The 19,645-nt window shown below is 71.7% G+C and carries 16 protein-coding genes; 10 read left to right on the top strand and 6 right to left on the bottom strand.

Annotated elements, in window-relative coordinates:
- Positions 1-92 precede the first annotated feature (92 nt).
- Positions 93-3,176 carry an MXAN_5808 family serine peptidase gene (locus tag POL25_RS15150; protein WP_272086722.1) on the bottom strand — a complete coding sequence of 1,028 codons (3,084 nt, stop codon included), beginning with the start codon at positions 3,174-3,176 and terminating at the stop codon, positions 93-95.
- Between the two features lie 181 nt (positions 3,177-3,357).
- Between POL25_RS15150 and POL25_RS15145 the strand changes: the two genes are divergently transcribed.
- The 4 genes from POL25_RS15145 (at position 3,358) to bioD (ending at position 6,223) form a co-directional block, all read left to right on the top strand.
- Positions 3,358-3,846 (top strand): hypothetical protein, encoded by a 489-nt coding sequence (locus tag POL25_RS15145; RefSeq protein ID WP_272086721.1) that lies wholly within the window; start codon positions 3,358-3,360, stop codon positions 3,844-3,846.
- A 120-nt stretch (positions 3,847-3,966) separates the two neighbouring features.
- Positions 3,967-4,344: a tellurite resistance TerB family protein gene (locus tag POL25_RS15140; RefSeq protein ID WP_272086720.1), complete on the top strand. Its 378-nt coding sequence runs from the start codon at positions 3,967-3,969 to the stop codon at positions 4,342-4,344.
- Between the two features lie 50 nt (positions 4,345-4,394).
- A complete protein-coding gene (locus tag POL25_RS15135) occupies positions 4,395-5,471 on the top strand; it encodes an SPFH domain-containing protein (RefSeq protein ID WP_272086719.1) in 1,077 nt (358 codons plus the stop codon).
- Positions 5,472-5,518: 47 nt separating this feature from the next.
- Entirely contained in the window at positions 5,519-6,223 is a 705-nt protein-coding gene (bioD, locus tag POL25_RS15130; RefSeq protein ID WP_272086718.1) for an ATP-dependent dethiobiotin synthetase BioD, read from the top strand.
- Between the two features lie 193 nt (positions 6,224-6,416).
- Here the strand turns inward: bioD and POL25_RS15125 are convergent, their stop codons facing one another.
- Entirely contained in the window at positions 6,417-7,493 is a 1,077-nt protein-coding gene (locus POL25_RS15125; RefSeq protein ID WP_272086717.1) for a PEGA domain-containing protein, read from the bottom strand.
- 95 nt (positions 7,494-7,588) lie between these two features.
- Between POL25_RS15125 and POL25_RS15120 the strand changes: the two genes are divergently transcribed.
- On the top strand, positions 7,589-8,347 hold the full coding sequence (locus tag POL25_RS15120; RefSeq protein ID WP_272086716.1) for a hypothetical protein: 759 nt from the start codon (positions 7,589-7,591) through the stop codon (positions 8,345-8,347).
- A gap of 110 nt (positions 8,348-8,457) precedes the next feature.
- Here the strand turns inward: POL25_RS15120 and mltG are convergent, their stop codons facing one another.
- Entirely contained in the window at positions 8,458-9,639 is a 1,182-nt protein-coding gene (mltG, locus tag POL25_RS15115) for an endolytic transglycosylase MltG (protein ID WP_272086715.1), read from the bottom strand.
- Positions 9,636-10,091 carry a Holliday junction resolvase RuvX gene (ruvX, locus tag POL25_RS15110; protein WP_272086714.1) on the bottom strand — a complete coding sequence of 152 codons (456 nt, stop codon included), beginning with the start codon at positions 10,089-10,091 and terminating at the stop codon, positions 9,636-9,638. The genes mltG and ruvX overlap by 4 nt, the downstream gene beginning before the upstream one ends.
- A 134-nt stretch (positions 10,092-10,225) precedes the next feature.
- Between ruvX and POL25_RS15105 the strand changes: the two genes are divergently transcribed.
- From POL25_RS15105 to POL25_RS15095, 3 genes are all read left to right on the top strand, one after another.
- Positions 10,226-11,587 carry a cytochrome P450 gene (locus POL25_RS15105; protein ID WP_272086713.1) on the top strand — a complete coding sequence of 454 codons (1,362 nt, stop codon included), beginning with the start codon at positions 10,226-10,228 and terminating at the stop codon, positions 11,585-11,587.
- 495 nt (positions 11,588-12,082) lie between these two features.
- Positions 12,083-13,345 carry a DUF1552 domain-containing protein gene (locus POL25_RS15100; protein WP_272086712.1) on the top strand — a complete coding sequence of 421 codons (1,263 nt, stop codon included), beginning with the start codon at positions 12,083-12,085 and terminating at the stop codon, positions 13,343-13,345.
- 14 nt (positions 13,346-13,359) lie between these two features.
- A complete protein-coding gene (locus tag POL25_RS15095; RefSeq protein WP_272086711.1) occupies positions 13,360-15,774 on the top strand; it encodes a DUF1592 domain-containing protein in 2,415 nt (804 codons plus the stop codon).
- On the opposite strand, the gene POL25_RS15090 is transcribed toward POL25_RS15095, so the two are convergent.
- Positions 15,768-16,262, bottom strand: coding sequence for a peptide deformylase (locus POL25_RS15090; RefSeq protein ID WP_272086710.1), 495 nt, complete (start codon positions 16,260-16,262; stop codon positions 15,768-15,770). The genes POL25_RS15095 and POL25_RS15090 overlap by 7 nt on opposite strands.
- 167 nt (positions 16,263-16,429) lie before the next feature.
- On the opposite strand from POL25_RS15090, the gene POL25_RS15085 reads away from it, so the two are divergent.
- Both POL25_RS15085 and POL25_RS15080 read left to right on the top strand, forming a co-directional pair.
- Positions 16,430-17,587, top strand: coding sequence for an NAD(P)/FAD-dependent oxidoreductase (locus tag POL25_RS15085; RefSeq protein WP_272086709.1), 1,158 nt, complete (start codon positions 16,430-16,432; stop codon positions 17,585-17,587).
- Positions 17,584-18,441 carry an RNA polymerase sigma-70 factor gene (locus tag POL25_RS15080; RefSeq protein WP_272086708.1) on the top strand — a complete coding sequence of 286 codons (858 nt, stop codon included), beginning with the start codon at positions 17,584-17,586 and terminating at the stop codon, positions 18,439-18,441. The genes POL25_RS15085 and POL25_RS15080 overlap by 4 nt, the downstream gene beginning before the upstream one ends.
- Before the next feature lie 89 nt (positions 18,442-18,530).
- On the opposite strand, the gene POL25_RS15075 is transcribed toward POL25_RS15080, so the two are convergent.
- On the bottom strand, positions 18,531-19,613 hold the full coding sequence (locus POL25_RS15075; protein ID WP_272086707.1) for a phosphotransferase enzyme family protein: 1,083 nt from the start codon (positions 19,611-19,613) through the stop codon (positions 18,531-18,533).
- Positions 19,614-19,645 lie beyond the last annotated feature (32 nt).

Here is a 19,645-nt window from a genome sequence, read left to right as displayed (position 1 = left end):
GCCCGTGCAGCCGCCAGGGCCGGAGGCCCGTGCAGCTATATCACACGTGGCGTGTGGCCGTGGGACCGTCGCCGCGGGGGGAGGTTCCCCCGTCACTCGCGAAAGACCCATACTTCGCGGGTCGCCTCGATATCGTCGCCGTCGCGGGCGGTGACGAGGATCCGGTTGCTCCCGGGCTCCAGCGGCACCTGCGCGGAGAACTGGAGGCTGCGGGCGGCGGCGCCCTGATGCGCGGGATTGGCCCGATAGTCGAGTTTGCGCTCGACCTGGGCCGTGCCCGGCGGTTTGACAGCGATGACGACGTCGCGGACCCGACCCTCGTGGCGGGCCGTCCCGCGGAGCTCCACCGTCTCGCCCGCAGCCACGGGTGCCACCGGTTCGACCTCGATCACCGGCGGCTGCACCAGCAGGGCCGGCCGCTCCGGCAGCTTGCTGCCCTTGCCGACGGCGCCGCCGATCTTCACGAGATCGCTGGGGAGCCAGGCGCGGCGGCCCGGACCGGCCGCGACGGCGCTCCATCCGCCGGCGGCGCCCAGGATGTCGAGCGCGGTGCCGCCGGCGACCTCGGAGAGCTGGCGCGAGCCGCTGTCGGCCGCGTTGTAGAGCCGCACCGGCTCCTCGCCGGCGACCACGCGCGCGGGCCCGGCGACGAACCCGGAGGCGGGCGGGCCGAGCGGGACCTCGAACTTGTGGCGCACGCTCTCGCGGACGACGACGTCGGCGACGATGACCTCGAGCTCGACGGGTTTGCTCGGGTCGGCCTGCTCGCTGACGCTGAGGCCGAACGCGCCGCGCACCGCGCCCTTGGCGGGGATCTTCCCCAGCTGCAAGAAGCCCTCTTCGAGCAGCACCTGGGCGCCGGACATGTTGTGGATGAGGGCGCGCGCGTCGGAGCTGTCGGCGCCGCTGTCGTTGCGGATCTCGAGCGCGAGCAGGACCTGCTCGCCGGGTTGCAGCACGCCGTCGCCGTTGCCCTTGACCACGAACGGCGGCTCGCCCGGGATCGGCGGCGACTTGGGCCGCTGCGGCGCGGCGGCCACCAGCTCGGGGTCGTCGACGATCCAGTAGTCGTAGGCGAAGCGCGGTCGCGGCAGGCCGCCGATGTCGAAGCGCACCGTGGTGCTGGCGTCGGCCTGTGGGCCCGGCTCGCCGGCGTGGAGGTCGACGCGCAGGGTGTCGACGAGGTCGGTGTGCCAGGCCATGACGTAGAGGCGGACGTCGCGGGTCACGGTCGCGCCGGGCTCGATGCGGCCGAGCAGCAGCTCGATGCCGTCGAGTTCGTCGCGCAGGCAGTCGGTGATCACGTGGACGCGCTCGGCGGCCTCGCTGCCGCTGTTGGTGACCTCGACGCGCAGCGTGAACGGCTGACCGGCGGCGATCTTCTTGTCGTCGACCACGCGGGCGCGCAGCTCGAGCGTGGGGTCGCTGCCGAGCCCGAGCGTGCCGGCCCAGTCGATCTTGGTGGCGGCGATGCCGGCGGCGATCTTCTCGTCCTCGCGCGCGGCGAGCTCGCCGGTGAGCGCGGCCAGGCGCTCGGTCCGTTGCTTGCTGTCCGAAAGGCCAGCCAGCGCGTCGGCCACGTCGCGGGCGAGCTGGACCTCCGGATCGGCCATCGCCGCCGGACCCTCGGCGGGGCGCGGCAGCGGCGTGCCCTGGCGGCCGGCGAAGTAGCGCAGGCGCGGCCCGTCGCCGGCGGCCTTGCCGGCGAACGCGGCCTCGTGCTTGCCCGAGGGCAGGTGCGCGACCTGGGTCGACTCGCGGCGGCGCTCGAACCGCTCGGTATCGTAGTAGTTGGCGACGGCGACGATCTCGCTGAGCTCGACCGGGTAGAGCGAGAGGTCGGGGCGCACGCCGACGGTCTGGATCTTGGTGTCGCCGGCGACGCGGTATTCGGCGATCGTCATCTTGAGCGCGAGCTCGCGGCCGTACAGGTTCTGCGGCTTGAGCAGCTGCACGGTGCCCTTGCCGAAGCTCGGGCGGCCGAGCACGACGCCGCGGCCGAGCGCCTTGACGCCGCCGCTGACGATCTCCGCCGCCGACGCCGAGTCCTCGTTGATCAGCGCGACCACGGCGGCGTCGGCCGGCAGGTTGACCTCGGGCTTGGCGTCCTCCGCCTCGCGGCCGAGCGCCGAGCGCACGATCACCAGCTCGCCCGCGGCGACCAGCGCGTCGACGACCTCGACCGCCTGCGTGAGCAGCCCGCCGCTGTTGTCGCGCAGGTCGAGCACCAGCCCGCGCAGCGCCTCGCCCTCCGGCGTGAGCTCGGCGATGGCCTTGCGCACTTGCTCGCCGGTGTTCTCCTGGAAGGTCGAGATCTCGAGCAGGGCGATCTTGCCCGGCAGCAGCGAGGCGGTGACGCTGTCGACGCGGATGATCTTGCGCGTGATCGTCAGCGTCAGCGTCTCCTGGCCGCGCTGGATCTTGACCGACACCTTGGTGTCGATCGGCCCGCGCAGCAGCAGTTGCGCGTCGGACGAGCGCAGGTTGACCGTGCTCTGCTTGTCGATCTGCAGCAGCAGGTCGCCGTCCTTGAGGCCCGCGGCCGCGGCCGGGCTGTTCGGCAGGACCTTGACGATCCGGATCCGCCGCTCGTCCTCGCGGATCTCGGCCCCGATCCCGCCGAACTGACCGCGCGTCTTGACGCCCAGGTCGGTGTGCTCCTCGGGCGTCAGGAGGATCGTGTGCGGGTCGAGCGGCGCGAGCATGCCGTTGATCGCCGCGTACTCGACCTTGTGCGTGGCCTCGGCGTCGAGGCGCAGGCTCTCCTGCACGAACGCGAGCACCTCCTCGAGGCGGTCGGCGACGGCCGGCAGGTCGCCGAGACCGGCCAGCGAGAACTCGCGGCGGAAATCGGCGACGGTGACGGTGGCGGTGTCGCCGGCGACGGTGGCGAAGAACTCCGGCGTGTTGAGGCCGAGGTGGCGCAGGGCCTCGGCGAACTGCTCGCGCGGGTCGATGCGCTCCTTGTCGAAGTAGTCCTGCTGGACCACGTAGGCGGTCCACACGGTCAGCGGGAAGCGACGGCGGTCGAGCTGCAGGCGCGTGGCGACGTCGACTTCGGGCTCGGCCACTTCCTCCGCCGGGCGGGCGGCCGCCGCGGCCTCGCCGGGGTGCTTCGCGGAGCAGGCGCAGAGCAAAACGGAGGCGAGACCCGCGGCGAGGCGACGAGCGACCATCGGCGCTAGCATAACGTTCGCCGGCCCCAGCCGAGGGTCGATGTAGGGGCCTCCGGCGCAAATCTACGAATCATCGCGACCATGATGGTTTTTGTCGCGAGCGGTTCTCGCGCTCATAGCCAAGTCACCTGAAACACTGATCATGGGCCCTGGCACGGGACCGGCATGTCAAGTTTTCTGCTTGCGGACCACGAACCTGCTCTCCCTGGTTACGGCCGTGCTCGTGGTGGGCTGCGTCGACGCGCCCATCACTCCCGAGCACATCCTGCCCGACGGGCAACTCCGCTCCGATCTCTCGTCGTCCCAGGCCGCGTTCGCGGCCACGCCCGCCCGCCCGGTCGGACACGCCGTGCAGGTCGCGGCCGTGCTGGCGGCGCAGGCGGCCGGGCCGCTGGTCGACGCTGCGACGTTCCCGGCCGAGTCGGGCTCGGTGCACCTGCACCTGCGCGCCGACAGGCTGCTCGAGCCGCGGCCCGTGACTTTCGTGTGGACGTACGGTGACTCGCGCGAAGAGGTCCCGGGCGTCCTCGCGCCGACGACCACGCTCGCGCTCGCGGCCAGCCATCCGCTGGGGCCTGAGCAGCGCGGCCCGTGGAAGGTCGAAGTGTTCACGCTGGCGGGGGACGAGCCCGCGCAACTGCTGCTCACCCGCGAATTCGAGGTTCTCTAGACGCTCTCTGCTTGGTGGCGTCGAGTCGTGCGACGCCCGCGGTCCAAGCTGGACCGCGGGCGTTTTCTATTTGCGGCCGGCGCTGGCGGCGACGGTGCCATGCCCGTACCATTCCGGGCCATGGAGAGCCAGCAAGGCAGCATGACCCCCGAGGAGATCGACGTGTTCGCCCGCGGTCTGCACCACCTCGCCAGCGTCGACGGCATCGATCCGCGGGAGGCGGAGCTCATCGGCGAATTCCTGCGCGAGTCGGGGGCAGAGATCACGCTCGACGACCTGAAGGCCAGCAGCTTCAGCAAGTTCGAGGCGGTGCAGGTGCTCGACAAGACCTACCTGCGGCGGATCTTCCTCAAGACCGCGATCGCCCTGGTCCACCGTGACGGGCACACCAGCCTGGCCGAGCGCCGCGCGCTCGCCGAGCTCGCCGATGTGTTCGGCCTGAGCAACCTCGAGTTCGTCGAGCTCGAGACCGAGGCCCTCGGCGCGGGCCTGGCCTGAAACCACCGGCCGCATCACCCCCTCGAACCACCAGCAGCACCGGAGCGACCATGGGCATCCTCAGCTTCATCAAGGGCCAGTTCATCGAGATCATCGAGTGGCTGGACAACACCAACTACACGCTGGTCTACCGCTTCCCCGACGACGACCACGAGATCAAGAACGGCGCCAAGCTGGTCTGCCGCGAGAACCAGGCCGCGATCCTCATCAACGAGGGTCAGCTCGCCGACGTGTTCGGCCCCGGCACGCACACGCTCAGCACGCAGAACTTGCCGATCTTGTCGCGCCTGAAGGGCTGGAAGTACGGCTTCAACAGCCCGTTCAAGGTCGAGATCTACTTCGTCAACCTGCGCCAGTACGTCGACCAGAAGTGGGGTACGGCCAACCCGGTGCTCATCCGCGACCCCGAGTTCTCGGTCGCCGGCCGCCCCGGTCGCGTGCGGATCCGGGCCTTCGGCGCGTACAACTTCAAGATCTCCGACCCCGCCGTGTTCTTCAAGGAGATCGTCGGCACCCAGGGCCTGACGACCACCGACTCGATCGCCGAGTACCTCAAGCGTCAGCTCGTCAGTAAGTTCACCGTCGCCGCCGGCAAGAGCGACCTCAGCGTCGCCGACATGGCGGCGCACTACAACGTGCTCGAGAACGCGGTCAAGGGCGACCTCGCCGAGGAGTTCGGCAAGCTGGGCCTGCTGCTGACCAGCTTCGTGATCGAGAACATCTCGCTGCCGCCCGAGATCGAGAAGGCGCTCGACGCCGCGGCGGCGCAGGCGGCCCGCGGGGTCGACAACACGATGGCCTGGGAGGGCCTCAACGTGATGCGCGACGCGGCCCGCAACCCCGGCGCCGGCGGAGCCTCGTCCGCGGGCATGGGCATGGGCATGGGCATGGGCATGGGCCAGATGATGGCGCAGATGATGGGCGGCATGGCCGGCGCCGTGAACCCGCAGCAGCAGTTCCACCCGCAGCAGCAGCAGTTCCAGCAGCAGCCGCAGCAGCAGCAAGCGCCCGCCGACGACAACAGCCTCGAGGCCAAGCTGCGCAAGCTCAAGGCCGCGTTCGAGGCCGAGCTCCTCACCGAAGAGGAGTACAAGGCCAAGCGCGCCAAGCTGCTCGAGGCCTTCTGAGCCCGAGCGGCGACCCCGGGCCTGCCGCGTGGGCAGGCCCGCCGCGGGTGTTCCTGGTCGGCACCGACACCGACTGCGGCAAGACGACCCTCGCGTGCGCGCTCCTGCGAGCGGCCGCGGGGGCGGGCCTGCGTGCGCTGCCGTTCAAGCCGGCCGCGAGCGGACCCGAGGGGCCGAGCGGTGACCCCGAGCGCCTCGCCGCCGCCAGCGACCTCGGCGTGACCGCCAGCGAGATCTGCCCGCTGCGCTTCGCCGAGCCGCTGGCGCCCGGCATCGTCGAGGACGCGCAGAGGTTCTCGCAGGGTCCGCGGCTGGATGTCTCCCAGGACATGCTGCGAGAGACAGGGCCGATCGGGCATGTCCGAAGGACCATGGAGGCGCTCGAGGCGAAGCACCGGCCCGCGGTGACGCTGATCGAGGGCGCGGGCGGGCTGTGGGTGCCGATGCCCGGCGGGACGTGGCTGCCGGCGTGGATCGCCGGGCTGGCCGCGGCGCCGGTGGTGGTCGGCCGCCTCGGCCTCGGCGGGGTCAACCACGCGCTGCTGACGATCTTCGGCCTGCGGGCGCTGGGCCTGCCGCCGCGTGGGTTCTTCCTGGTCGACACGCACAGCAGCCCGGACGCGGCGCGCACCCACAACCCGGCCGTGATCGCGGCGGCGAGCGGGCTGCCGTGCCTGGGGGTGATGCCGTTCGCGGCGACGAGCACGACGTGGCTGGCGGTGGACGCGTGGGCGCAGATGACCGGCGCGTGAGCGCGGGCCGGTGAATCGGCACGAGACCTGGGACAGCGAAGGCTCGCTGCACTCGCCGCTCGTGACCCAAACGGGCCGCGACGGGCTGATTCAGCCTCGTGGTCCCGCGGGCAGCCGCCCGGGTCGGCGAGCGTTCAGCTGACTCTCAGGACATGCCGCATCGGACATGTCCCGAAGCTCAGGCAGGCAGCGATCAGAATTGTCCGCGGAAGATCAGGCTGCCCGGGCCGATGCCGAGCTGCCGGGTGCCGCGGCGAGCGGCGCGCTTGTCACCGGCGTCGGTCTTGGAGCGGGAGTTGATGAGGATGACGGTGCCGAGGGTGAGGAGGGCCGCGCCGGCGAGGGTGGCGGCGACGCCGTACCACTTCGTGTTGAAGAGGTACTTGCACTCCTTTTCGCCGGTGATGCCGGGGTTCATCACGTTCTCGCCGGCGCAGTCGAGCGAGTAGTTGCGGCCGTCGATGGCGGTGAGGGCGATGCCGCCGCCGATCCCGAGGATGCCGACGGCGATCGAGGCGTAGCCCCAGCGCTTGCCGGGCAGACGGCTCGGCAGCTTCTCCAGCGAGTACTGCAGCTCCTCGCCGACGCCCTCGACGAAGGTCACCTCGCGCTCGAGGGCGATGAAGCCCTCCTTGCTGATCCGGATGATGTGCTTGCCGGGGACCGTGGGGCGGTTCAGCGGGGTGGTGCCGGCGATCTCGCCGTCGATGGTGACGAGCGCGCCGGGCGGGTCGGTCTGCAGCTTGAAGGAGGCCGGACCCTTGGCGAGGGCGTCGAGCTTGAGGCGCAGGGTGGCGGCGGCGGAGTCGATGAGACCGCTGGCGTCGACGACGCCGCAGATCTCGCAACCATCCTGGGTGGCGGCGATGCGCTGACCGTCGGCGCCGTTGAAGAGGTCGACGTGGACGTTGTAGTCGCGGTCGCGCACGGTGACGGCGGCGCGGACGATGTAGGCGGCGCTGGTCTTGGTGGCGATCGACTTGTAACAGACGGCGTTGTCGCAGCTGGCGGCGCCGCTGTCGGCGGCGATGACCTGCTCGGGCGCGAGGACGGTGAAGCTGCCGCGCTGCAGGCCGCTGATGAGCGATTGCGTCAGCGAGTTCTGGTCGGCCTCGCTCAGCGAACCCTCGACCACCAGCGGCAAGATCGCCAGCTTGGACCCCTGCTGCTCGCCACCCTCGCCAGGGGCCGCGAGCGCCAGCACGGGCCGCGAGGCCGCCGCGGCTGCCTCACCGATCCCCGAAGTGCTGAGGCACACACTGGCGGCCATCGCCACCGCAAGGCTCCGTCGCGCGAGGTCCATCTCGAGCCGAGGCTATCACGCTTGACCTTGGCGCCTCCACCGTCCCACCCTGTGCAAGCCCGGTGACTCCCCTCCGCACCGCTCTGCTCGCCGCTTCGCTCGCGTTCGCGCCCGGCTGCCCGCAAGGGCCCGCGGTCGACCTGCCGCCGCCGCCCGCGCAGACCCCCGCACGCGCGCCCGAGCCGTGGCTGTACGCGCCGGCGCTGCACGAGGCGATTCCGGCGGGGCTCGCGGTTCGCCCGGTGTTCGAGCTCGCCGACGGTCACAAGGGCCGGGCGGAGATCGGCGTGGCGGTGGCGAGTCCGGGCGCGGCGCCGCGGCTCGAAGTGTGGGAATTCAGCCAGAACAACCCGAAAGAGCGGCTTCAGCGGGTCGGCGAGGCGCGCGAGCTGGTCGCCCTCGACGCGCCCCGCGAGGCCCGCGGTCAGCTCGACGCGATTCGCACGGCGATCGCCCGCCCGGGCAACGAGTTCGTGCGCATGCGCGGCCTCGACGGCGAGCCGGAGGCGATCGTCGCCGAATTGCAGCGCCTGGCGGCGACGGTCCGCGACGAGGCCGCCAGCCCGGAGCTGCGCGCGGAGGCCCTGGCCAGCCTCACGCGCGCGCTCGACGATCACCTGCTGTTCACCGAGAACCGCCTGCCCGGGCTGCTGGCAGCCCTCGCCGGCGAGCTGGTGATCGCCTCGCGCGAGCCGGTCGGCGAGCGGCGGGTGATCGTGACGACGCGTGAACCACCGCACCGGCTGACGTTCGCCCGCACCGGCGATCGCTGGGCCCTCGTCGAGCTGCAGCTCGCCCTGGCGAGCGCGCCGAAGCCCTGAGCCCGCGGCGTCCTCGCTACGTGTCCCGAGGGACATGCGCGACCGGCCATGTCTCTTCGGACATGGCGTTTCGGGCATGTTGAGATCGACATGCCCCGAGGGACATGCCGTCACTCGGCGTCGGCGGCGCCAGCGGCGGAGCCGTCGCCCACGGCGCCCTGGCGCATGTACTTCTCGACCGCGGCCTCGTGCTCGGCGAGCGTCTTCGAGAACTGGTGGGTCTTGTCGTTGCGCGACACGAAGTACAGGAAGCGCGACTTCTTCGGCGCCAGCACGGCCTCGAACGCGGACTTGCCGGCGTTCGTGATCGGGCCCGGCGGCAGGCCCTCGTGCGTGTATGTGTTGTACGGGTTGTCGGGGTCGCGCAGGTGGATCCGGCGGATGCGGCCCTCGAACTTCTCGCAGGCCGCCGACTTCTTCACCGCCGCCGTGCAGCCGTAGATGATCGTCGGGTCGGTCTCGAGCCGCTTGGGCTGGAACGACGAGAAGCGCAGGCGGTTGAGGAACACGCCGGCGATGAGCGGCCGCTCGTGCTTGGCGGCGGTCTCCTTCTCGACCAGCGACGCCATGATGATGATCTCGCGGTCGCCCCAGCCGAGGGTCTTGCGCAGCTCCTCGAGCGCCTCGCGATGGCTGCGCTTGAGGTTGTCGTAGACCTTGCGGTGCTGCTCGACCATGCGGCGGACCACCTGCTCGGGCGTGGCCTCGGTCGGGAACTTGTAAGTGTCGGGGTAGAGGTAACCCTCGACGCTCTCGCCCTCGATCCCGAACTCCTTGAGCAGGGCAGGATCGCGCATCGCGGCCAGGATCACCGAGGCGTCGCCGTAGCCGGCGACCGCGAGGATGTCGGCGACCTCGAGGATGTTGCGGCCCTCGGGGATCGTCACCCGCGTCTCTTCGGTGCGCTGGGCCCGGATCAGCTCGGCGAGCACCTGCTCGGGCGTCATGTCGCCGCGGAAGCTGTGCGCGCCGGCGGTGATCTTGCCGGCGGCGCCGCGGTGGAGCACGAACAGCTTGAAGTAGAGGCCCTCGTCCTCGGGGATCACGCCGGCCTCGAGCAGCTGCGTCAACACCTGCGGGAAGCTGGCGCCCTTGGCGACCTCGACGGCGATCGGCTCGGCGCTGCCGACCCCCGGCCGCTCCGGATAGTCGATCACCCGCTGGTACGTGCGCGACAGCCACACGCCGCCGACCACCAGCGTGACCGCCACCACCGCGAGGGCGACGTACTGCGCCCAGCGGGACCGTCGCGGGCGCCACCACGGCAGGCGCTTGCCGGCGGCCCGCGTCATGTACCTGTCCCTCCGGACATGTCCCTTCGGCGCTGGCCTTCGAGCCAGCCCTCGAGGATGAACTGGGCCGCGGCGGCGTCGATGACCTGCTTGCGGCGGGTGCGGGACACGTCGGCCTGCAGCAGGGCGCGCTCGGCCCCGGCGGTGCTGAAGCGCTCGTCCCAGGTGGACGCGCGCGGCGAGCCGGGCAGCGCGGCGAGCAGGGGCTCGAGGACGGCGAGGAAGCGCTGGACCTGGCGGGCGCGGTGGCCGACCGAGCCGTCGAGCTCGAGCGGGAGGCCGACGACGACGTCGGCGGCTTCGAGGTCGCGGGCGAGCGCGGCGATGGCGGCTGCGTCCTCCGCGTGACCCCGGCGCGTGAGGACCTCGCGCGGGCTGGCGATCGTGCCGCTCGGGTCGGACACGGCGACGCCGATCGTCTTGCTACCGACGTCGAGGCCGAGGGCGCGCATGCCCGGGTTTCTAGCACAGGGAGGCGCACCCCGGGCAAATTCGCGAGCATCCGCGTGATCTTGAGCGGGCTCACCGCACACTCGGGGCCGGCCGGTCTTGCGCGGGCCCGGGCCTGGGGTCGATGCTCCGCCGCATGCTCGATCAGGTCCCGCATGCGCCGCAGAAGCTGCCCGTCGTCGGTCACATGGCCGCGCTCATGGCGGGCGCGCCGTGGGACGTGACGGAGCGCTGGCTGCGGGAGCGCGGGCCCACCGTGCGGCTGCGGATCCCCGGCGCCAGCTACCTCGTCACCTCGGACCCCGAGTTCATCCGCCACGTGATCGTCGGCGCCGCCGATCACTACGTCAAGGATCTGCGCGCCATGGGCGCCTTCCTCGACATCCTCGGACATGGCCTTTTGACCAGCGACGGCGAGCTGTGGAAGCGCCAGCGGGCGGTGCTGGCCCGGGCGTTCCGCATCGACGCGCTGCGCAACGTCGCCGAGGCGTCGATCCGCGCGGTCGACCGCATGGGGGCGGTGCTCGACGCCCACGCGCGCAGCGGCCTCCCGGTCGACATCGGCGCGCAGATGCGGCGGGTGACCCTGCAGGTGATCGCCGAGGCGACGCTGCAGATGCCGCCGCACCAGAGCGACGACGTGCTGCCGCGGCTCTACGAGCCCCTCGTCGAAGAGGCCAACAAGCGGGTCTGGCTGCCCTTCCGCGGCTATTTACCGACGCCCGCGAAGTTCCGCTACGACCGCTCGCTGGCCCAGCTCGACGCCTTTTTGCTCGAGAAGATCCGCGCGCGCATGCAGAAGCGGCGCGCCGACCCCAAGGCGCGCCCGAGCGACATGCTCGACATGCTGCTCGCCAGCCTCGACGACGGCACCTGGTCCGAGGACAGCGAGCGGCTCGTCAGCGACGAGCTCAAGACCATGCTGTTCGCCGGCCACGACACCTCGAGCGCGATGCTGACGTGGACGCTGCACGCGTTGACGCAGCAGCCGGCCGAGCTCGAGCGGCTGCGCGCCGACGCGGCCCTGGTGTTCAAGGGCGACGGCGTGCCCGACTACGAGCAGCTCAAGCGCCTCGATTTCGCCGGCGCGTGCCTCAAGGAGGCGCTGCGGCTCTACAACATCGTGCCGATCGTCGTGCGCGAGGCGATCGTCGACGACCGCTTCGGCGAGCTCGTCATCCCGCGCGGCACCAAGGTGATGGTGCACATGCAGGCGCTGCACAAGGACCCGCGCCACTGGCCCGAGCCCGAGGCGTTCCGCCCCGACCGCTTCCTCGGCGACGAGCCGGTCGGCCACCGCTGGCTGCCCTTCATCACCGGCCCGCGCAGCTGCGTCGGCCAGCACTTCTCGCTGCTCGAGGCGAAGATCGTGCTGTCGCGCCTGGCGCTGCGCTACGAGTTCGCGCCGGTCGCCGAGAACAGCGACGCCCGCCACCGCTTCAACATCCCCGTCGGCCCGCGCGGCAGCATCCTCATGCACGTGCGCCCGCGCGGGTGAGCGCGAGCGTCCGGAGTGACTCGGGGACATCGTCTCCGGCGGACTCGACCTGTCCTCGCGGCCATGCGAGGTCAGCGACCGCAATTCATATGTCTCTTGGGACATATGGTACGCGCGAAGCTCGGGCGGATCCCCAGGAGCCGATTGCACGCAGCGGCGGTCCGGTGACCTCGCGCCGTGTCCGGCCGACGGTCCGGCGGGCTCGGCCGTGGAGCTGACATGTCCCGGGGGACAGGCCCCCCGCGGCGCGTCGCGAATCATGGCTGCGGCGCGGAGGCGTGCTGTCCCGAGAGACAGATCGATGCGCTCGCCCGCTGCTGTCATTGTGCGGAGTCTGCGAGCGCGGCTCGGGGCGCGTGAACTGCGAGCAGCGGCGCGGGCCTGCGCCTGGGCTCGCTTACACGACCCGCCATGTCCCGAATCGACGCGTATCGACAGAGCTGCCGCTCCTCGCTATTCAGGTGCGAGTCTATGTCGATACGTCGTCGAAGCGTCTTGCACGGCCTCGGGATCGGTCTGGTCGCCGCCCCGTTTTTGAACCTGCTGTCGGCGCCGAGCAGTCGGGCTGACGGCGGACCGACCGCCAAGCGGCTGATCGTGTTCTTCAGCCCCAACGGCACCATCCCGCAGCAGTGGAAGCCGAGCGGGACCGAGACGAACTTCAGCTTTCCGCCGGGCTCGATCCTCGAGCCGCTGACGGAGATCCAAGATCAGCTGATCGTGGTCGAGGGCCTCGATTTCTTCGGCGCCGACAACCATGAGGGCGGCATGGCGGCGATGTTGACCGCCAGCGGCACCGCCTCCGACGAGTCGGGCGGGATGTCGATCGATCAATACGTGGCGGCGCAGATCGGTCAGGACACGCGCTTCTCCTCGCTCGAGTTCGGGGTCCAGACGTCGGCGTGGGGCGGCGGCGTGCAGACGCGCATGTCGTACTCGGGTCCGGGCGCGTGGGTCACGCCCGACGACGACCCGATGCACGTGTACGGCCGGCTGTTCGGCGACTTCATGGGCGGGGACGAGGCCGCGGCGGCGCTGCGAGCCCGGCGGCAGCGGGTGGTCGACCTGCTGGTCGACGAGGCTACCAGCCTGCGCGGGCGGCTCGGCAGCGAGGAGCGGCCCAAGCTCGACGCTCACCTCGACGCGCTGGCCAAGGTCGAGAAGGGCTTGATGGGCGCGGTCGGCTGCGGCTTGCCCGACGCGCCGATGGGCGGGGGCACGCAGGACAACGCCAACTTCCCGAACATCACCGCGGCGCAGATCGACATGATGGTGGCGGCGCTGGCGTGCGACATGACGCGCGTGGCCTCGCTGCAGCTGTCGCACACGGTCAGCCCGACGGTGTGCTCGTGGCTCGGCGTGTCCGAGGGTCACCACTCGCTGTCGCACATCGACGACTCGAACGTGGCCGGCGTGGCCCAGTTCGTCGAGTGCGAGCGGTGGATGGCCGAGCAGTTCAAGTACCTCGTGCAGAAGCTGGCGATGACGCCCGAGGCCGACATGCAGGGCTCGATGCTCGACAACTCGGTGGTGGTGTGGGCCAAGGAGATGGGCGACTCGCGGCTGCACACCTGCTCCGGCGTGCCGTTCGTGATTGCCGGCGGCGCGGGCGGGCGCTGGCAGACCGGTCGTTACCTCAAGTTCGCCGGCGAGTCGCACGGCAAGCTGATGGTCTCGCTGTGTCAGGCGATGGGCCTGAGCAACGAGACCTTCGGCAACTCCATGGTCGGCAACGGCCCGCTCCCGAGCCTGGTGTGAGGAGGACGATGACCATGCGAACGATCTACGCCAGCAACCTCGCGCTCCTCCTCGCGCTCGCGGCCTGCCCGAGCGGCGGCGGCGGGGCGAGCACCGACTCCGACACCGACGCCGCCACGGGCGGCACCGACACGATGGCCACCGGCAACGGCGACCCGACCGACGGCGGCGGCGACTGCCCGAGCGACGCGCAGTTCTTCGAGACCAGCGTGTGGACGCCGATCCTTAGCAAGACCTGCATCACCTGTCACAACCCCGACGGCCTGGCCAAGGACACGCGGATGGTCCTGCTGGCCGAGGGCGCGGAGGGCTGGCTCGAGGCCAACCTCGCGGCGGTCAAGGAGGTCGCGCTCGACGAGGACGGCGGCGTGTCGCTGCTGCTGCTCAAGCCGACCAACCAGCACCCCGACATGCACAAGGGCGGGATGGTCGTCACGCCCGACACCGAGGCCTACGACGCGCTGGCGGAGTTCGTCGCGCGCAGCCAGGGCACGTTCTCGTGCACGGCGCCCGACGGCGAGGGCGCGGCCGGCTGCGACGAGGGCGGCGCGGGGGTCCGGCGGGTGCGCCGGCTCAGCCACGTCGAGTACAACCGCAGCCTCGCGGCGGTGCTCGGCGCCCCGACCGACCTCGGGCTCGGCTTCGCGGCCGACACGGTGGTCCACGGCTACACCAACAACGCCGGGGCGCTGGTGGTCTCGGGGCTGCTGGCCGACCAGTACCGCGACGCGGCCGAGAAGATCGCCGACCTCATCGTCGCCGACCTGCCGGCGCGGCTCGGCTGCGATCCGGAGGCCGACGGCGAGCAGGCGTGCGCCCACGCGTTCATCGCCCGCTTCGGCAAGCAGGTGTTCCGCCGGCCGCTCACCGCCGACGAGCAGGCCCGCTACGAGACGCTGTGGAAGGAGGCCGCCGCGATCGAGAAATTCGCCGGCGGGATCCGCTGGACCATCGCCGCGATGTTGCAGTCGCCCGGGTTCCTCTACCGCACCGAGCTCGGCGAGCACGCGGGCGACGGCATCTATCAGCTCACGCCGCACGAGCTGGCCAGCGAGCTGTCGTACCTGATCGTCGGCGGCCCGCCTGACGCCCAGCTCATGGCCGCCGCCGACGACGGGACCTTGAAAGATCCGCCGGAGCTCAAGAAGCAGGCCGCCCGCCTGCTCGCCGACGCCGACGCCGACGCCACGCTGCACCGCTTCGTCGACGAGTGGCTGCACATCGATCGCCTGCGCACGGTCCCGCGCGACGCGGCGCTGTACCCCGAGCTGACGCCGCAGATCCGCGACGCCATGCTCGGCGAGACGCACCGGTTCGTCGGCGACGTGTACCGCGGCGGTGGTTCGCTGGCCGAGCTGCTGACGGCCGATTACTCGTACATGACCGACGACCTCGCCGGTTACTACGGCGTCCCGGCCGGCGCGGGCGAGCCCGATCCGGGCGGCTTCAAGAAGGCCGAGACCGGCGCGGCGGCGGGCCTGCTGACGCACGGCGCGGTGATGACGACGCACGCGCTGCCGACCTCGTCGTCGCCGATCCACCGCGGCAAGCTGGTGCGCGAGCGGCTGCTGTGCCAGGACATGCCGCCGCCGCCGCCGGCGCTCGACACCTCGCCGCCGCCGGTCGACCCGGGCCTGAGCACGCGCGAGCGCTACACCCAGCACTCGAGCGACCCGACCTGCGCTGGTTGCCACGCGCGCATCGATCCGATCGGCTTCGGCTTCGAGCACTATGACGCGGTCGGTCGCACGCGGACGATGGACGGGATCCACCCGATCGACGCCAGCGGCGAGGTGCTGCTGACCGACAATTCGGACGGGCCGTTCGACGGCGCCGACGAGCTGGCGCAGCTGCTGGCGGGCAGCCCCGACGTCGAGGCCTGCTTCACCCTGCAGTGGGCCCGTTACGCTGTCGGCTCGGCGGCGGGCAGCGAGCTGCAGTGCGTGCAGGACGAGTTGCGGGCGGCCTTCTCCGAGGCCGAGGGGCGGCTCGACAGCCTGGTGCTGGCGCTGGTCGGCACGCGGTTCTTCCGCGAGCGCGGCGGGGCGCCGAGCAGCGACCCCGACCCGACGACGGGCGGCGACCCGACCACCGGCGGCCCGGCGACGACCGGCGAGGACGAGACCACGACGGGCGACGGCACCACCGGCGGGCCGATGTCGGGGCCGATGACGACGCCGGGCATCGACGTGCAGATCACCCAGGACTCGAAGTGGGAGCAGGGCGAGTGCAACTCGGTCACCGTCAGCAACACGACCGGCGCGCCGATCGTGTGGCAGGTGGTGATCGCGATGCAGGGCACGATCCAGAACGCGTGGAACGCCAAGTACACGCAGGACGCGTCGCACCTGCTGTGGACCGGCGAGCCCTACAACGCCGAGGTCGCGGCCCAGGGCACGACCAGCTTCGGCTTCTGCATCCTCTACTGATCTTCGCGGCGATCGATCATGGCCGCGAGCTGCTCGCGATCATGATCGTCGCGTTTGACGATCGCGCCGGGGCCCTCGGCGCGGTCGACGGCGAGCACCCCGTCGAGGTGGTCGAGCTCGTGCTGTAAGAGCTCGGACTCGGCGGCGGGCAGGCGCTCGCGCAGGTGGAGCCGGCCGTGCTCGTCGCGGTGGCGCACGGAGATCGAGGTCCACCGCCTGACCCGCACGAGCAGCTCGGGGAAGCACATGCAGTCGTCCCACAGCGTGAAGGTCTCATCGCTGTGCCACACGATCTCGGGGTCGACGAGGGTGCGTGGGCCGTCGCCGAGGTTCATGGCGACGAGCCGCAGGCCGATGCCGAGCTGTGGCGCCGCGATCGCGCGGCCGAAGCCGTGCTCGGCCCGGAACTCGGCGAGCGCGTGGTGCAGCCCGCGCGACGGCGGCCGGGAATTCAGGGTCGGCGAGGTCGACGGGGCGAGCGACGGCACGCAACCGCGGGTCGCCGAGGCGGAGGATCGCGGACACGACGGCACCATCGCACGAGGAGGAGGAGGGGGCGCTGCCGTGGGCCGCAGACAGAAAGCAGGGCGCGAAAAAAATCGTGTCACGCCGCGGAGGGGCTGCCTCGTCCTCCTGGCGAACCAGGAGAACTCGCATGTCCCCCCATCTCGTCGTCATCGGTACCGGCTACGCCGGCCTGCTCGCGGCCCTTCGCGCCGCCCGGATCGCCCGCGGCCGTCTCACCGTCACCCTCGTCGGCGCCAGCGACCAACTCGTCGAGCGCGTCCGCCTCCACGAGCAGGCGGCCAGCGGCCGCAGCGTCGCCCACCCCATCGCCGCGCTGCTCGCCGGCACCGCGGTCCGCTTCGTCCACGCCCGCGCGCTCGAAGTCGCCCCGGGCCGCCTCGTCACCGACGCTGGCGTCATCCAATTCGACCGCGCCATCGTGTGCACGGGCGGCTCGGTCGACCTCGACCTCGTGCCCGGGGCGCGCGAGCACGCCTTTGCCATCGACGGCGACCGCATGGCCCGGCTGTTCGGCGAGGCGCGGCGCATTGCCGAGTGCGGCGGCCGGCTCGCCGTATGCGGCGGTGGCCTCACCGGCGTCGAGATCGCCACGGAGCTGGCGGAGGCCGTGCCCGGGCTGCGGGTCGAGCTGGTGTCGGCGAGCGAGATCGTGCCGGCGCTGAGCCACAAGGCGCGCGAACACGCGCGGGCGGCCCTGCGGCGGCTCGGCGTGACGGTGCGGGAGGGCGTGCGGGTGACGGCCGTGGCGGCCGACCACCTCGACACCGCGGCCGGGCCGATCGCCTTTGACCTGTGCGCCTGGGCGGCCGGGTTCCGGGCGATGCCGCTGCTTGCCGGGCTCGGCTTGCCGATGGCGGCCGACGGGCGGGTGATCGTCGACAGCCACCTTTACGCGCGGCCGGACCTGCTGGTCGCCGGTGACGCCGCGGCCTTCGCCACGCCGGGCGGCTGGCTGGCGGCCGGCTGCAAGACTGCGATGCCGATGGCGGCGCACGCGGCCGACACGGCAGTGGCCGAGATGACCGGAGGTCAGATGGATGCCTTCAGCTTCGGCGACCCGGGCTACTGCGTGAGCCTGGGCCGCCGGGATGGCATCGTGCAGTTCGTGGACGCGGCCGGGCAGCCCCGCGAGCGCATCTTGAAGGGGCGCGTGGCGGCGTGGATCAAGGAGCGGGTGTGTCGCTACACCGTGTTCGCGCTGCGGGCCGAGCAGCGGCGACTGATGGCGTACCGCTGGCAGCACGGGGCCGTGCGGCCGCTGGTGGCGGTGGAGGCGGTGCGATGAGCCCGGACGAGGCGGCGACCCTGTTCGGGGCTCACCGCTCGCGGCTGTTCGGGCTGGCGTACCGCATGCTCGGCAGCGCGGCCGAGGCCGAGGACGTGCTGCAGGAGGCGCACGTGCGCTGGCAGGCGGCCGAGCACGCGGCGATCGAGGCGCCGGGCGGGTGGCTGACCACCGTCGTCTCGCGCCTGTGCCTCGATCAACTGAAGTCGGCGCGGTCGCGGCGCGAGGCCTACGTCGGCACCTGGCTGCCCGAGCCGCTGCCGACCGAGCAGCTCGAGCGGACGCCGGATCTCGAGTCGATCTCGCTCGCTTTTTTAGTCCTGCTCGAGGCCCTGAGCCCGCTCGAGCGGGCGGTGTTCGTGCTGCGCGAGGTGTTTGATTACGACTTCGCCGAGGTCGCGGCGATCGTCGGCCGCGAGGAGGCTGCGTGCCGCCAGCTGGCCCACCGCGCGCGCGAGCACGTGCGCTCGAAGCGGCCGCGGTTCGCCCGCTCGCGCGAGCAGCACGAGCAGCTGCTCGGCGCCTTCCTCGGGGCGGTCGCCCAGGGCGACCTCGACGGGCTGCAGCGGCTGCTGGCCGACGACGTGGTCGCGTGGTCGGACGGCGGCGGGCGAGCGCGAGCCGCTCGCAACCCGGTGTTCGGGCCCGAACGCGTGGGCCGCATGATGGTCGGGATCGCCAAGAAGGGCGGCGCTCACGGCACGATCTCGCTGATCGAGATCAACGGCTGGCCGGCCGCGGTGCTGTGGGACGGCGGCGTGGCGGTGGCTGCTGTGTCGATCGAGGCCGACGACGACCAGATCCACGCGCTGCACATCATGGTCAACCCGGAGAAGCTGGCAGCGCTGAACTGAGGGGTCGATTTTTGTTCGGGGATGTCTTCCGGGGCATGTCCGTACGGGCATGTCCAAAGATCGCCATAAGGTGTCTCGAGGGACATGTCTCAAGTGACACGGTCGAGCGCGACGGCCAGGGCGCGGCGGCCGAGCGCGTGGAAGTCCGGGTCGGCGTGGCGTTCGGCCCAGGCCAGGGTGGCCACCGCGTGCAGGGCGAGCAGGACGTCGAGGCGGGCGGCGGCGTCGGTGTCCAGCGATCCGTGACCGGCGAGGAAGGCCTCGGCGAGCGCAGGGTTCTCGGCCCAGGTGTCGGCGCAGAGCTTGACGAGGTCGGCCTCGGCGGCGTCGAGGCGGGCGTGCTCGAAGTCGAGGACGTGCAGGGCATCGCCGGCGAGCAACCAGTTGTCGGGGGTGAAGTCGCGATGACAGGGCACGCGGCGCACGCCGGCAAAGGCGTCTCGGCGGGCGGCGAGCCGCTGCAGCGCGTCGCGCTCGGCCGGGCTCAGGATGTCGCGGGCGCGGGCGTGCCAGGCGTCGAGGCGCGCGGCGACGGCGGCGACGAGCGGGATGGGATCGTCGTCGACGGCGGGGAGCTGGTGAAGGGCGCGGAGGAACCGGCCCGCGGCCGCGTGGGCGGCGAGGGTCGAGGGAGAATCATGTGTCCCGAGATACAGGCGCTCGCCGGGCGCGGCGGACAGCGCGAGGCCCAGGCTGCGGCGATCGCTGGCGAGCAGCGCGGGGACACGAACGGCGAGCAGGTCATGCACGCCAGGTTCACGCGCGGGCGCGGGAGGAAGCGGCTCCGGCAGGCCGAGGAGGGGACTGTGCGAGTCCGATGAACTGCGGAGGTGAGGCTCCTGCGGGCCCGACGGACCGCGGAGGTGAGGGTGCTGCGAGTCCGACGGACCGCGGAGGTGAGGCTGCTGCGAGTCCGACGGACCGCGGAGGTGAGGCTGCTGCGAGTCCGACGGACCGCGGTGGTGAGGCTGCTGCGAGTCCGACGGACCGCGGAGGTGAGGAGCGTCCCGCGCGTCGAGCAGGCCCGGCAGCCAGTCGCGATAGGCCTGCAGCTCCTGCGCGAACGGGCGCGGGTGGCGGTGCTGCTTGAGGACGATCGCGCCCGCGGGGGAGTCGACGCGCCAGACCGCCGCGCACATCACATGAATTTTAAGACATGTCCATAAGAGCATGTCCTCAGGGACATGCTCGATCGCCAGGGCGC

The organism is Nannocystis bainbridge (assembly GCF_028368995.1).
Classification (GTDB): Bacteria; Myxococcota_A; Polyangia; order Nannocystales; family Nannocystaceae; genus Nannocystis; species Nannocystis bainbridge.
This window is presented reverse-complemented; position numbering and strand designations above follow the sequence as displayed.